General features: G+C 44.8%; 7 protein-coding genes. 4 read left to right on the top strand and 3 right to left on the bottom strand.

Going from position 1 to position 14,372, the window contains the following annotated elements; genetic code table 11:
* Window positions 1–169 precede the first annotated feature (169 nt).
* On the bottom strand, window positions 170–1,957 hold the full coding sequence (locus tag QUB24_RS31700) for an alpha/beta hydrolase (RefSeq protein WP_333157521.1): 1,788 nt from the start codon (window positions 1,955–1,957) through the stop codon (window positions 170–172).
* Between the two features lie 286 nt (window positions 1,958–2,243).
* On the opposite strand from QUB24_RS31700, the gene QUB24_RS31705 reads away from it, so the two are divergent.
* Window positions 2,244–3,224, top strand: a complete 981-nt coding sequence (locus QUB24_RS31705; protein WP_333157527.1) for an Npun_R2479 family HD domain-containing metalloprotein — start codon at window positions 2,244–2,246, stop codon at window positions 3,222–3,224.
* 400 nt (window positions 3,225–3,624) lie between these two features.
* Complete coding sequence (gene ligA / locus QUB24_RS31710) at window positions 3,625–5,904, top strand: NAD-dependent DNA ligase LigA (RefSeq protein WP_333157522.1); 2,280 nt, start codon at window positions 3,625–3,627, stop codon at window positions 5,902–5,904.
* Window positions 5,905–6,124: 220 nt separating this feature from the next.
* Here ligA and QUB24_RS31715 read toward each other — a convergent pair whose 3' ends face one another.
* Complete coding sequence (locus tag QUB24_RS31715) at window positions 6,125–6,250, bottom strand: hypothetical protein (RefSeq protein ID WP_333157523.1); 126 nt, start codon at window positions 6,248–6,250, stop codon at window positions 6,125–6,127.
* A gap of 12 nt (window positions 6,251–6,262) precedes the next feature.
* On the opposite strand from QUB24_RS31715, the gene QUB24_RS31720 reads away from it, so the two are divergent.
* Together QUB24_RS31720 and QUB24_RS31725 are read left to right on the top strand one after the other, a co-directional pair.
* Entirely contained in the window at window positions 6,263–6,676 is a 414-nt protein-coding gene (locus tag QUB24_RS31720) for a hypothetical protein (protein WP_333157524.1), read from the top strand.
* Window positions 6,677–7,005: 329 nt separating this feature from the next.
* Window positions 7,006–12,309 carry an AAA family ATPase gene (locus QUB24_RS31725; RefSeq protein WP_333157525.1) on the top strand — a complete coding sequence of 1,768 codons (5,304 nt, stop codon included), beginning with the start codon at window positions 7,006–7,008 and terminating at the stop codon, window positions 12,307–12,309.
* Window positions 12,310–12,569: 260 nt separating this feature from the next.
* On the opposite strand, the gene QUB24_RS31730 is transcribed toward QUB24_RS31725, so the two are convergent.
* Window positions 12,570–14,372: CHAT domain-containing protein (locus tag QUB24_RS31730; RefSeq protein ID WP_333157526.1), on the bottom strand; the 1,803-nt coding region annotated here is incomplete at its 5' end.

Here is a 14,372-nt window from a genome sequence, read left to right on the forward strand (position 1 = left end):
AATGTTCGGATGATGTTTATATTATTACGCCTATCGTTAAGGTTTGTAAAGGGGTTTGACGACAGTTAAACTGATGAGTGTGATTAGGAAAGCTGATGAGAGGAAAGAGATGGCCCATCGGCCCCGCACGAAAAGAGATGACAGCGTGCACACGCGGCGCACCTCAACCCTAACGAACGGGAGCTATGGGAGGTGGAGAAGGTAAAGGAACAGGAGCGATCGCAGGTGGAGAGGCGGGGATGCGAGGAGGTGGAGAAATCCTGAACTGCTGGAGTTGCTGCTGGGTGAGCGATCGCAAAATTCTCAGTCCGAGGGTGTCTCTGGAGATGCTTAAAGCGTAGGATGGCTCCAAATACGGGCGGAAATTTGATTTGTTGTTCAAATAGCTTTCCATGAAAGCTAGGCTGAGTCCGCTGAGGTAGCGGCGGGCTAAAACTGGTTCCGGCCCAATGACCTCTGGTGGTGGCAGAAAGAGGCTTTGAGGGGAATCCTCGATCGTTGAGAAGTGAGTCCCGTTGTTCATCAGTACCAGATATTTGTTGGGCGATGTCAGCCATGTGAACGGTTGAATTTGTTCGAGCAAAGCGGGGGCGACGGTATCGGCGCTGCCTGCGATTAGCATGACTGGGATTTGGATCTTGCTGAGGTTTGTTTCTCCCAGAATGCTGCTAACGATCGGGTTAACGGCGATCACAGCTTTGATGCGCGGGTCGCCGAAATTGTACTGGTTGCGCTCTAGCCCGCGGGCGCGACACTGCAACAGTAGGGAGAGGTTCCAACTATCGTTTTCGACTCCGCAATCTTTGTCTAGCTGTGCAAAATTAATCCCCGCCCCGGCTAATGCTAAAGCCGTATAGCCCCCGAAAGACTGGCCGATGACACCCACCCGCTGCAAGTCGAGCTGCCCTTTATAGGCAGGATTGGTGGTAGAAAGTTGGGTTAAATAATCGAGCAGGTCTTTGATGTCGAGGGGGCGGTTGATAAATTCTGCTGGTTCTGCTACTTCATTGGCTCTGCCTGTTACTAAGTTTTGGATTTGTTGGGCGTTGCTGCCGGGGTGTTCGGGGACAGCGACGGCAAAGCCGTAGGAGGCTAGGTGTTTGGCTAAATACTCGAAGGAAAGGCGATCGGAACCTAAACCGTGGGAAATTACTACTACTGGGGCCGGTTGCCTGCTCCGCTGTGGCAGGTAAATGTCCATATCAAACGTGCGATCCTCTTCGTTGGCGTAGCCCCCGTAGGGGCGGGCTTCGCTAACGCGATTTGGCCTCGTCAGAGTTACCGATGATTTTTTCCAAGTATAGGGGCCCGGTAGCTGGGGCTGCAGCATTGCCGCGGGCGGTATGGCGGGTTCAGAGGCTGCTTGTGCTTCGGACAACTGGGCGACTCCGGCGATCGTCTGATTGGAACGGTTGATCAGCGATGTCAGCTCGTTGGCGATACCCAAGGCGCGAGCGATGTCAATCCTGATGCCATAGGTGGGGAATTTCCGCAGCACGTTGAGAATTGTCAGGCCTTCTGGATCTGAGGCTGCTAAAATCAGGGCGGCTCGGATGGCATAAAATCCAGGCTGCCGAGCTTTGGTTTGAATTACTCGGCCTAAGCGTCTCAGCAGCACTTCTCCTTGAGGCGTGTAGAGGAATTGGGCGATCGTCACCTGGCTGATTTCAGCTTTCGCTTGCAGGGCGCTGCGAATCTCAGCTAGCTGAGATTCTTTGGCGTACTGAGCGAAGCCGTCCAAGTTTGAGTCTATTTTGCCTTCTTTGGCGAAGAGTGCCAGGGATTCGATGGGAACTGATTCTTCTAGTGGCCCGTAAGTTACGTAAATTCGCTCTGCACCCATTGCCGGTGCGGCGGTGCAAACAGCCGTGAATGCACACAATCCTAGGTATTTTTGGGCGATCGACCGCCGAGAGCGAAGGGCAGCAGTGGAGAGGCTCGAAAACAGACAGTTCATAACTTTCACACCTAGGACTTCTAATAATTAGTCGGTGAAATGATGTAAATTGTTTCGCCAACATTTAATGCCAAAAAATCGTTCTGTTGCTTCTGATGCTTCGGAAATTAGGTTATCTTGGGAAGCATAGCCAAAAAAGCAATTTTCTGACCTGACAACACTAGCTGAAATTTAAAATTCAACGCCGAGGGGTCAAACCTACTGGAATGCCCATTGATTATTTTTTCAGCTATGCAAGATATTTTCGATCAAGTTTGTAACTACAGCCTGAGTGGGAGAATTTATGATGTTCAATGCAACTGCTATCCTGATTGACGCTTTTGTGCAAGAGTTGCAGGCCGGCTACCGTCGCACCTACGGCAAGTACAAGCCTGACTACCCTGAAATTATCGCCTGGGCCGGGACTATGGCTCTGGAAAATATCGCTAACTGCGATGCTCTATACCACAATGTGGAACACACAATGCTCGTGGCTTTGGTGGGACAAGAGATTCTCCGGGGCAAGCATATTCGCGAAGGGGGAGTGTCGCCGGAAGATTGGCTACACTACCTGATCTCGCTGCTGTGTCACGATATCGGCTACGTCAAAGGTGTTTGCCGCCAAGACCAAGAAGCTGTGGGACTCTATGCTACGGGTATTGACGGGGGCATGGTTTCTGTGCCGATCGGCGCAACTTCTGCCAGTTTAACTCCTTATCATGTCGATCGAGGAAAACTCGTAATTGACGAACGCTTCGGCGGCCACACATTAATTGATGCCGAACAAATCAAGCGCAATATTGAATTGACGCGCTTCCCAGTTCCTGCTAGCGAAACTCATCAAGACAGAAATAATTATTCTGGACTCGCTAGGGCCGCCGATTTGATCGGTCAGTTGAGCGACCCCAATTACCTGCGAAAAATAAGTGCTCTGTTCTACGAATTTGAGGAAGTCGGCACTAATAAAATCTTGGGCTACAAGTCTCCAGGAGATTTGCGGCAAAATTACGCCAAGTTTTATTGGAATGGAGTTTTTCCCTACATTCCTGCCGCTTTGAACTACTTGGAATTGACCCAGGGAGGCAAACAAATTATTGCCAACCTCTACGCCAATGTATTTCAGGTAGAACACGCTGAACCGCTCGCTTTCACCAAGCCAAACGCTCAAGAATTTACCAAATCCCGCGCCAATAGCAACTTAAACGGCGAAAAAGATGGTGATAATCTTCAACCTTCCAGGTCCGGGGAAAATAAGAAATTTACCGAGTTTCCCGACTTGAATTTGTGAGGATTGACGCCCATAAATTGGCAGCTATAAAGGCGAGTCAATGGATTTTAAAATTGAGAATTCGGCGTGACAGGTTTGGCGCAACGTTCGGCGTTCAATCAGTCGAAGGATTTGAAATTTACTCCAGAGATGAATCTGGGATGTTGAACAAGAGTCGAAAATTTGGGCCGACTGGCAACTCATGTCGGAAAGTAAGTATCCGTTTTTGGGCAGGGTGGCAATTAGGATAAGTTTTGATTTTCTAGTTGCTGGATCTTTGTTTTTAGCTCAAATTGACATTGAGCACCTCAAATCTACAATCGGTCTGGCAGCAGAGAGGTTGCTCGATCCTTTTTTTTGAGCTAAAATGGAGAGTTATAATCAAAAATCTAAAACCTTTAATCGAAAACTTTAAATCAATATGGCAGCAGAGATTCAGCAGCAAATTCAACAGTTGAGGCAGCAGCTAGAGGAAGCTAGCTATGCTTATTATGTTCTCGATGCGCCGATTATGCCAGATGAGGTGTACGATCGACTTTATCGCCAGTTGCAAGAATTAGAATCAGATTATCCTGAATTAATTACTGCGGAAAGTCCGACTCAGCGCGTGGGAGAACAGCCTGCTACTCAATTTTTTAGCGTCAAACACAATATACCTCTCTACAGTTTGGAAAATGCTTTTAATTTTGAGGAATTTGCTAAATGGCAGGAACGCTGGCAAAGGGTAGCGCGCCACCTAACCCCCGGTCAAGAAGGAAATGCACCCCCCCTAACCCCCCCTTATCAAGGGGGGGGACTTGATGGAAATGCACCTCCCCTAACCCCCGGTCAAGAGGGAAATGCACCCCCCCTAACCCCCCCTTATCAAGGGGGGGGACTTGATGGAAATGTACCCCCCCTAACCCCCCCTTATCAAGGGGGGGGACTTGATGGAATAACATCTTCCATTAGCAATCAGGAAAACAGGGAAATTACTCCCCCCCTTAGCAAGGGGGGGTTGGGGGGGGTTTCCTATGTTTGCGAGTTAAAAATTGACGGTTCTGCTTTAGCATTAACCTATGAAAATGGGGTGTTAGTTCGCGGTGCGACGCGGGGAGACGGCATTACGGGAGAGGAAATTACTCAAAATGTCAAAACTATTCGCTCGATTCCTTTAAAGCTCAATTTAGATAATCCGCCGCCTGTTGTGGAAGTGCGGGGAGAGGCTTTTTTGTCTTTAGCTGTGTTTGAGGAAATTAATCGGGAACGGGAAAAAGCAGGGGAACAATTGTTTGCTAATCCTCGCAATGCTGCGGCGGGTACGCTGCGGCAGTTGGATTCTAAAATTGTTGATAAGCGCAGGTTGGATTTCTTTGCTTATACTCTGCATTTAGATCAGGGTAACGAGGGTAACACGCAATGGGAATCGTTGGAATTGTTGCGACGAATGGGGTTTAAGGTGAATCCCTATCGCAAAATTTGCTATTCTTTGAATGAGGTTCGCGAGTATTACGAATATTGGGATAATGAGCGACGGAATTTGCCTTACATGACGGATGGGGTTGTTGTTAAGATAAATTCGGTTTTGCTGCAAAAACAATTGGGTTTTACTCAGAGGTTTCCGCGTTGGGCGATCGCCCTGAAGTATCCCGCAGCCGAAGTGCCTACAATAGTAGAAGCTGTCACCGTACAAGTAGGCAGAACCGGGGCTCTGACTCCTGTAGCGGAACTCAAACCAGTGCAGTTGGCGGGAACGACGGTTTCGCGGGCTTCTCTCCATAATAGCGATCGACTTTCCGACCTAAATCTCCATATTGGCGATACTGTGATTGTCAGAAAAGCTGGGGAAATTATACCAGAAGTTGTGCGAGTTTTGCCAGAACTTCGCCCGCCAAATGCTCAACTTTTCCAAATGCCTAGTTGCTGTCCCGAATGCGAACAGCCTGTGGTTCGGGAAAAGGGGGAGGCCGTTACTCGCTGCATCAATACATCTTGTCCGGCGATTTTGAGGGGTTCGCTGATTCATTTTTGCAGCCGGGATGCTCTGGATATTAACGGTGTTGGCGAAAAGTTGGTGCAGCAGATGGTTGATAGCAATCTGCTCAATTCTGCGGCGGATTTGTACGATTTGACTGCGGAAAGATTGATGAGTTTGGACCGCATGGGTAAGAAGTTAGCAGAAAAATTGGTAAGTGCGATCGCCCAATCGAAAAATCAACCTTATTCGCGCGTACTTTACGGCTTAGGCATCCGCCACGTCGGCAGCGTGAATGCTCAATTGCTGACAGAAAGGTTTGCAAATGTGGAAGAGTTAGCAGGGGTATCGGCGGCATCGATTGAGGGCGTTTACGGCATCGGGCCGGAAATTGCTCAAGCTGTTTATCAGTGGTTTCGAGTGCCGGCTAATCAAAGTTTAATTGCACGGTTGAAAACTGCGGGTTTGCAATTGCAGTCAGAAGTAAAAAATCCCAATTTAGCCAGCACAAATTTACAACTTACAGGCAAAAGCTTTGTGCTGACGGGAACTTTGCCCACTTTGAAACGAGATGAAGCTAAAGATTTGATTCAAAAAGCAGGCGGTAAAGTCACAAGTTCTGTGAGTGCTAAAACAGATTATGTGGTTGTGGGAGAAGATGCGGGTTCTAAGTTGGAAAAGGCTCAATCTTTGGGAATCGAACTACTTTCGGAATCTGAGTTATTAGAACTCCTATCGAAACCATAAATGATTGGTGAAAGTCAATATATCTCTCTTTGCTCTTTCTCTGCGCCCTCTGCGCTCTCTGCGGTTCCCAAAAAAAGCGCTGATTCATTTCAGCCGTTTTCAAAGAAAATCCCCAACAATTCTATTGCCCTAGATGCAAAATAGCCGATCCTCTTCGAGGGATCTGCTAACGCGACTTGGGCAATACCTCAAAAGGCATAGAAATGGCGATCGCACTTGGTCAATATACATACTTCCCCGGCGGTGCTGCCCCAATCGGTTGTCGGTACAGGCGACTTTTGCTAAAATTTGATAAAGTTTGCAATAGCGATCGCAACTGCCAGCTTAGCCAAATTCCAGCAATCATAGGAGATACATTATGTCGGAAATTCCAGCAGAACAAACACAAACAAACTTGCCAACTCCAGAAATAACTACCGAAAGCTCAATTTCTGGGGTGGAAAACGTGAAAAACAGTTTGGGAAACGTCCTAAATAGTTGGAAGTTGAAAGCAGGATTAGCCGTTGCTGTACTTTTGGGAGTTTTGCTATTTGCTTTCTACTGGCAGCATATGATTGCAGTCGTAGGTATGAAGAGTTGGTCGGCGCGATCGGGAGCTAACCCGATCGAATGTATGGTAAGAGATACTAATAATGACGAGTATGTCAGTTGCAGCGCCCTCCTCGATCAGCAGATTGTCCCTCTTGAGTGCAGTTCGAGTTTGTTCAATATCGGCTGTCGAGTCAATTACGGAACTGCGGCACCAAATCCGAGAGCAATCAACCCTAGATAGAGCATCTGCGGGTTAGAGATAATTCTTGAACGAACAGATTTGCTACTGAAAATATGGGAATTACAAAAAAAATCTCACCGTGAAAATAGTCCAGCAATAAAGATCAGAAAAATCTTGTTTTTCTTGTTGTAAATTAGCAGGTAATGAAAGTTACCTGCTATTGCCATGAGGTAATCTGTGATAAATGATCGGCCGCAGTATATTAATGTGAATATTTCACCTTTAGCATGGGTATCAAAGCATCCTCAGCATCTATAATAGATCAGTCCGCTCGGTGATAATTGCTGACTAACTTTAATCACATTTTCTTCTATCATTGAAACCTGAAAATGATCGAGATTAACGGCTACGAGATTCTCACTCAAATCTACGAAAGTATCAACTCCACTGTCTATCGAGGCATCCGCCAACAGGACAACCAAGCCGTCATCCTTAAATTCCTCAAAGAAGACTATCCTACCCCCTCCGAACTGGTTCGCTATAAGCAGGAATATGAAATTACCCGAAATCTGAATCTAGATGGAGTAATTAAAGCTTATGAATTAAAACCCTATCAGAGAACCCTGTGTATCATCCTTGAGGATTTTGGCGCGGTATCTTTAAAACAGTTGATGAATCAGCGTAGGGACTCAGACAGGGGATTATTGCCCCTACAGGAATTTCTGAGCCTTGCTATTAAAACGGCGGAAATTCTAAGCAGTATTCACGCTGCGAATATTGTTCACAAAGATATTAACCCGGCCAATATTATTTTCAACGCAGAAATCGGGCAACTCAAAATTATAGACTTTGGTATTTCTACTCAATTCACCCGTGAAAATCCTACCCTAAAAAATCCTAACGTCTTAGAAGGTACTTTAGCTTATATTTCACCTGAACAAACAGGAAGAATGAATCGTTCTCTAGATTACCGCACCGACTTTTACTCTCTCGGTGCCACTTTCTATGAGTTACTGACAGGACAACTCCCTTTTGAAACAAATGATGCCCTGGAGTTAGTGCATTGTCATATTGCTAAAGTGCCACTTTCTCCTCATCAAATTAATCCAGAAATTCCCCATGCCCTGTCAGATATTGTAATGAAACTGATGGCAAAAACCGCTGAGGAGCGATACCAAAGTGGTTTCGGAATCAAAAATGATTTAGCAGAATGTTTGCATCAGTTACAAACCACAGGAAATATATCTGATTTCTCTTTAGGGGCTCAAGACATTTCCGAGCAGTTTCAAATTCCCCAAAAGCTCTACGGACGCGAAGCAGAAGTAGAAGCACTACTAAAAGCATTTGAGCGAGTAGCGGACAATCCAAAATCCCAAATAGAAATGATGTTGGTGGCTGGTTATTCTGGCATTGGCAAATCATCTCTAGTAGCCGAAATTCACAAACCAAATACCCGACTGCGCGGCTATTTCACCGCGGGCAAATTTGACCAATTTCAAAAGAGTATTCCTTACTCCGCTGTAGTTAGCGCCTTTAAGGGATTAGTGCGGCAACTATTAACGGAAAGTGAAATACAGCTTGAACAATGGCGAGAAAAACTTAGAGATGCTTTTGGTGTCAATGGTCAAGTGATTATTGATGTCATTCCCGAAGTGGAACTGATTGTCGGCAAGCAGCCTCCAGTGCCAGAATTAGGGGCAACCGAATCACAAAATCGATTTAATATTGTCTTGGGTAACTTCATCCGAGCCTTTTGCACAAAAGAGCATCCTTTAGTCATATTTTTGGATGATTTGCAGTGGGCTGACTCGGCGACACTCAAGTTAATTGAATTGATGATGACCGAGACAGATATGCAATATCTGTTTTTGATTGGAGCCTATCGGGATAACGAAGTTAGCCCAACGCACCCCTTAATTATGACCCTGGATGGATTACGCAAAGAAGGAGCCACTATCAATTATATTACTTTATCACCTTTAGCCCCAGAAAATATTAACCAACTGATTGGCGATACATTATATAGCGACACGGAGACGGTAAAATCCTTGGCAGAACTGGTGATGAATAAAACTGGAGGTAATCCGTTTTTTGTTAATCAATTTCTGAAAACTCTGGAGGCTGAAAAGCTAATAACGTTTGATTTGCAATCTCATCATTGGCAGTGGAGTATTGCCCAAATTGAGGCCCAAAATATCACCGATAATGTGATCGACTTGATGATAGGCAAGTTGCAAAAACTGCCTCCTCTCACCCAACACATTTTACGTTTAGCATCTTGTATAGGCGCATCTTTTTACTTAAATATCCTGTCGATTGTTTGTGAACAACAGCCTGAAGTGATTTTTTCTGATCTACTTGCAGCCCTTCAGAGCGGATTTATCTTGCCAACATCGGAGTTAGATGAAAACCTATTAATACAAGATTATAAATTTCTACATGACCGAGTACAACAAGCTGCTTATACTTTAATTCCTGAAGATGAAAAAAAAGCAGTTCACTTAAAAATTGGACGCTTGTTACAAGTGAATACTCCCGTGACAGAGCGAGAGGCAAAAATTTTTGATATAGTTGAACATTTTAATCTGGGGCGCGAGTTAATTACCGATCAAACCGAAAAAATAGCCTTAGCTAAATTTAATTTAATCGCCGCCCGCAAAGCGAAAGACTCAACCGCTTATCTAGCGGCGCGAGAATATTTGACGATCGGCATATCTTTATTAAGTGGTGATTTTTGGCAAGAAGAATATCAATTGACCCTGCAACTTCATAAGGAAAAAGCAGAAATTGAATATTTAAACAGTAACTTTGATTATGCTGAAGAATTGATATATTTGGTAATTGAAAAATGCCAAAATAAGTTAGAAAAAGCCGAAGTTTATAATATTTTAATAGTCATGTTAACCATGATGTCTAAACATGAAAAAGCTATTACGGCCGCTCGACAAGCCTTAAACTTATTGGGAATTGAGTTAACGGATAAAGATTTCACCAAGGCTTTACAAAAAGAACTAGCAGAAGTGCGAAAACTTTGGCAACCTGGGGAAATTAGCACCCTACAAGAGCAACCAGAAATGACGAGTCTGGAAATGAGAGCAGCCCTAACTTTATTAGTCAGCGCCGATCCACCAGCTTATTTCAGTAACCCTGAACTGTATGGAATTATTGCGGCAAAAATGGCTTCTATTTGCATTAAATACGGTGCTATTGCTGCTTCCGCTAAAGCTTATACCAGCTATGGACTTACCCTCAGTTCAGTTCTACAAGAATATCGATCTGGTTATGAATTTGCTCGTTTAGGCTTCAACATTTCTAAGCGCTTTAATGACTCATCCATGAAAGCCAAAGCTGCTAATAACATGGCTAATCACATTCAACATTGGGTTATCCCCATAAAAGAAGCTGAAGCGATTAATAACGAAGGTTATCAAGCGGGTTTGGAGTCAGGAGAGCTACAGTTTGCAGGCTATATCACCTTCCATCAAATGCTTAACTTTTTTGTGTGTGGTAAAAATATTCTCGAAATATTAGCGCTTCTAAATGATTATTTAAAATTCACAGATAAAACTAAAAATTTATTAGCTTATCATACCATCCTTGCCAGTCAACTATTCATTTATAATTTAAGTGGCTTGAGTCCCAAACCCAAAGAATTTGCCAGCGACTCTCTCACTGAAGCTGATTATATCGAAGATTGTCAAACTCATCAAAACTTTTTTGCTCTTTGTAACTATTTAACCTATAAATCCCAAGTCCTCTACTTGTATGGTGACAATGTTACTGCTTTAGCTTGTATCAAAGAAGCTCAAACCATGTTACCTTATGTACAAGGGATGATTACGAATGCGGTTAATAACTTCTATCATTCTTTAATTTTACTGGCTCTCTATCCAACCGTTAGCAAATCAGAACAAATTAGTTATAAAAAACAAATTGAAACCAACCAAGAACAGATGAAAATTTGGGCAGATAACTGTCCTGAAAACTTTCTGCACAAATACCTGTTGGTGGAGGCAGAAATGGCGCGTATTTCTGGTCAAGGAATGGAAGCAATAGATTTATACGATCGCGCTATTAGTTCAGCTCATGAAAATGAGTATATTCAGAATGAAGCTTTAGGGAATGAATTAGTCGCCAAATTCTGGTTAGGGAAAGGCAAAGAGGAAATTGCCAAACTTTACATGAGAAAAGCTCACTATGGCTACCAACTTTGGGGTGCTAAGCGTAAAGTAGAGGATTTGGAGCAGAAATATCCGCAGTTAATCCCCAAGGTATCTGCCAAGAAACAAATTGATGTGCAGACTACTGCTATGGGCACAGCTTATTCAACAAGTGGAGGAAATTCCCATATAGACTTGTCCACAGTTATCAAAGCTTCCCAAGTTCTGGCTGGTGAAATTGCAAGCAACAAATTGTTAGAGAAGTTAATGACAATTTTACTGGAAAATGGGGGAGCACAAAAAGGCTTTCTTGTCTTGTCAAATAAGGATAGGTTAACCATTGAAGCTAGAGGTGAAGTTGATAAAGAACAAGTAGAAGTTTTGCAAAGTATTTCGATTGAAGGCAGCGATGATATTCCTGTAGGTATGATAAAATATGTAGCGAGAACTCAGGAAGATGTAGTGCTATCAGAGGCTACGAAACAGGGTGTTTTTACTGGCGAACCCTATATTATAAAAAATATGCCTAAGTCAGTATTATGCGCTCCTATTATTAATCAAGGTAAACTGATCGGCATTCTGTATCTGGAAAATAATCTGACTACCGGGGCGTTTACCCCAGATAGATTGGAAGTCTTAAAAATCTTATCCTCCCAAGCAGCTATTTCGATCGAAAATGCTCGCCTCTATCAAAACTTAGAAGATAAAGTTCAAGAACGCACGGCTCAACTAGCTGAAGCGAATCAAGAAATTAGCACCCTGAATCAGAAATTAAGAGCAGACAATCTTCGCATGAGTGCAGAACTCGATATTGTCAAACAACTGCAAGAAATGGTGTTGCCAAAACAGTCGGAATTAGAGGCAATAGAAGGCTTAGAAATAGCGGGTTTTATGGAGCCAGCCGATGAAGTTGGCGGCGATTACTATGATGTATTGCAACAGGATGGTCAAGTCAAGATTAGCATTGGCGATGTCACCGGGCACGGTTTAGAAAGTGGCGTGTTGATGATTATGGCACAAACGGCTGTCAGGACGCTTCAGAAAATGAACGAAACAGATCCAGTGAAGTTTTTGGATGTCCTCAACCAGACTCTGTATGATAATCTCCAGCGCATGGACTCCTCTAGAAATATGTCTCTAGCTATCTTAGACTATGCCGGAGGTGTCCTGAAATTAAGCGGACAACATGAGGAAATGATTGTGGTGCGCGCTGATGGAAAATTGGAGCGCATAGATACGATGGATTTAGGCTTTCCCATTGGCTTAGTAGAAGAGATTGGGGAGTTTATTGCTCAAGCAGAAGTGCAGTTAAATCCTGGGGATGTGGTGGTGCTTTATACTGATGGAATTCCTGAAGCTTTCGATATTAATAAAAAGCAGTACGGATTAAAGAGGTTGTGGCAAGTGGTGGTTGAAAATCGTCAGCGCTGTGCCCAAGAAATTCGGGAAGCTGTGATTGATGATGTGTGGCAGTATATTGGTGCTCAGAAGGTTTTTGATGATATTACTTTGGTGGTGATGAAACAGAAATAGAACTTCTCCCTCGCGAGTTCGGCGGTTGCAACCGCTACTACACAACTAAAGCCCGACTGCGCGGACTAAAGAATAATATCATGTCCGAGCGATTGACCATAATATCCCGGCCGGGCGGGTTTTTGAGATTGTCAATTATTGGCAGATATTGGCAGGTTTACCCGCCCCTACCTGATTTCGGGCGAAGCGAAGCGGAGGGAATCGACCGGACATAATATAAACGGGATCTTTCAACCGGATTTGGTATAAAAAATGGCAGCTTACCAAGGGCTTCCGATCATTGTGAAACTACTCCAGTAGTAAGGATGAGAAAAGTTTTGGTTTTGTTGTTGTATGTTAGTCGGTAAATTCAAGTTGCCCGCTGTTGTCACTAACTGCCCGTTTTCGAGCCGAACTTTACCGGACATTATTGCTTGTTGAGCGCGTTGCAAAGCTTCTGCCTTAATTGTGGTTCCTCGCAACTGGTGGTAAAATTCGCTCATTAGCCCCAAAGTGCCTCCATCGTCAACATACCACAAACTCCCTAAAGCAGATTTCGCGCCGGATTTTACTGCTAAACCTCCAAAACCTAACTCTGCTTCCCGATCGCCCACAGCAGTTCTACAAGCACTCAATACTAACAAGTCTACCTGCGGATTGCGCCAATTCAAACTCTCCATGCGATCGAGCTGCAATTTGGAATTCCACATTTGAATGTAGGAATTGCTCGCTTTTCCCGGTTTGAATTCAGCGTGAGTTGCTAGGTGAACGATCCGAAATCCTCCCTTGGTGTGTTCCGACTTGAGATTATCTAAAGTGAAAGTAGAATTGAGGAAAGATGGGCCCTGCCACTGAGCGGAAATCGCCTGCAATTCGATCGGCACACTGGGCAAGGGCTGTTGGTCAACAAATTCCGACCTTCCCATTGCTAGCACTGTGGCGTCTCTAACAGCTTTATAATCGGTATTAGTCGAACTAAAACTTGGAATTAGGCTGAAACTGTATTTTTCAATCAAGAAGCCTTTACCGTCGTGCAAAGCGGCAAAGGGCAGGCTCCGCAATCCGGGATCGACTGACAGTAATAAAGTTTGAATTCCTAAGTTTTGTAAGTCTTTTTCTAGGGGTGCGATCGCCCATTTATATAATTGCTGGGCGGCGGCTAGATAGCTGGTACTAGCGCGTTTTGCGGGATTGGTGAGTTCAGCGCGGAACTCCTTAACGGTGGAGAAAAGAGCTGCTCTGTTGGCTTCGGGGACGCTGTAGTGAATCGGTGGCCCCACGGGAGGAACTAAAATTAGTTCTAATTGTTCGTCTCGCGAGACAATGTAGATAATACCAGACCGCTTGCCCGGTTGCTGTGCGATATCTTGTAAAGTTTGTTGGAAGGTGGAAATCAGGACTTTTTCATCTGGGAGGTTGGCTGTTACCCCCAAGTATTCTCCAAATTCTTGATTCCTCATTTCTTCGATTCCCCAGACTGTTTTCTGGATATCGTTACCTTCAAAAAGTCGATCGGGAGACGGGGCGTATCCCAGAACTAAATTAGAAGTAGGGTTGACTGTTGGTGCTTGTGTGGATGCTGGTGAAGATGCTACGATGCCGGCGGGTAATTGACTGGTGATACTTTGATCGATGGTTAAAACTCGATCGGCTGCTACACCGGGATTCTCTAGCGATGAATTTTTGCCACGGCGTTGCAAGTCTCCTGCATCTAGGGTTGAGGGTTGCGGTGCGGGATCTTGTATTTCCGTAGAATCGATCGGAGTGGGAGTGACACTCGGAGTGGGAGTGGGAGTGACACTTGGAGTGGGAGTGACAACTGGAGTCGGAGTGGGAGTGACACTTGGAGTCGGAGTTGGAGTTACTACCGGAGTTGGAGTGACAACTGGAGTCGGAGTTGGAGTGACAACTGGAGTCGGAGTTGGAGTTACTACCGGAGTGGGAGTGACAACTGGAGTCGGAGTGGGAGTGACACTTGGAGTCGGAGTTGGAGTTACTACCGGAGTGGGAGTGACAACTGGAGTCGGAGTTGGAGTGACAACTGGAGTCGGAGTTGGAGTTACTACCGGAGTGGGAGTGACAAC

Source organism: Microcoleus sp. B9-D4 (assembly GCF_036705105.1).
Classification (GTDB): Bacteria; Cyanobacteriota; Cyanobacteriia; order Cyanobacteriales; family Microcoleaceae; genus Microcoleus.

What these genes read in the sequence shown, in the direction of transcription:
- QUB24_RS31705 (WP_333157527.1), top strand. Translation starts at nt 2,244, where the DNA reads ATGTTCAATGCAACTGCTATCCTGATTGACGCTTTTGTGCAAGAGTTG.
- ligA (WP_333157522.1), top strand. Translation starts at nt 3,625, where the DNA reads ATGGCAGCAGAGATTCAGCAGCAAATTCAACAGTTGAGGCAGCAGCTA.
- QUB24_RS31725 (WP_333157525.1), top strand. Translation starts at nt 7,006, where the DNA reads ATGATCGAGATTAACGGCTACGAGATTCTCACTCAAATCTACGAAAGT.
- QUB24_RS31715 (WP_333157523.1), bottom strand. Translation starts at nt 6,250, where the DNA reads ATGATTGCTGGAATTTGGCTAAGCTGGCAGTTGCGATCGCTATTGCAA.
- QUB24_RS31720 (WP_333157524.1), top strand. Translation starts at nt 6,263, where the DNA reads ATGTCGGAAATTCCAGCAGAACAAACACAAACAAACTTGCCAACTCCA.
- QUB24_RS31700 (WP_333157521.1), bottom strand. Translation starts at nt 1,957, where the DNA reads ATGAACTGTCTGTTTTCGAGCCTCTCCACTGCTGCCCTTCGCTCTCGG.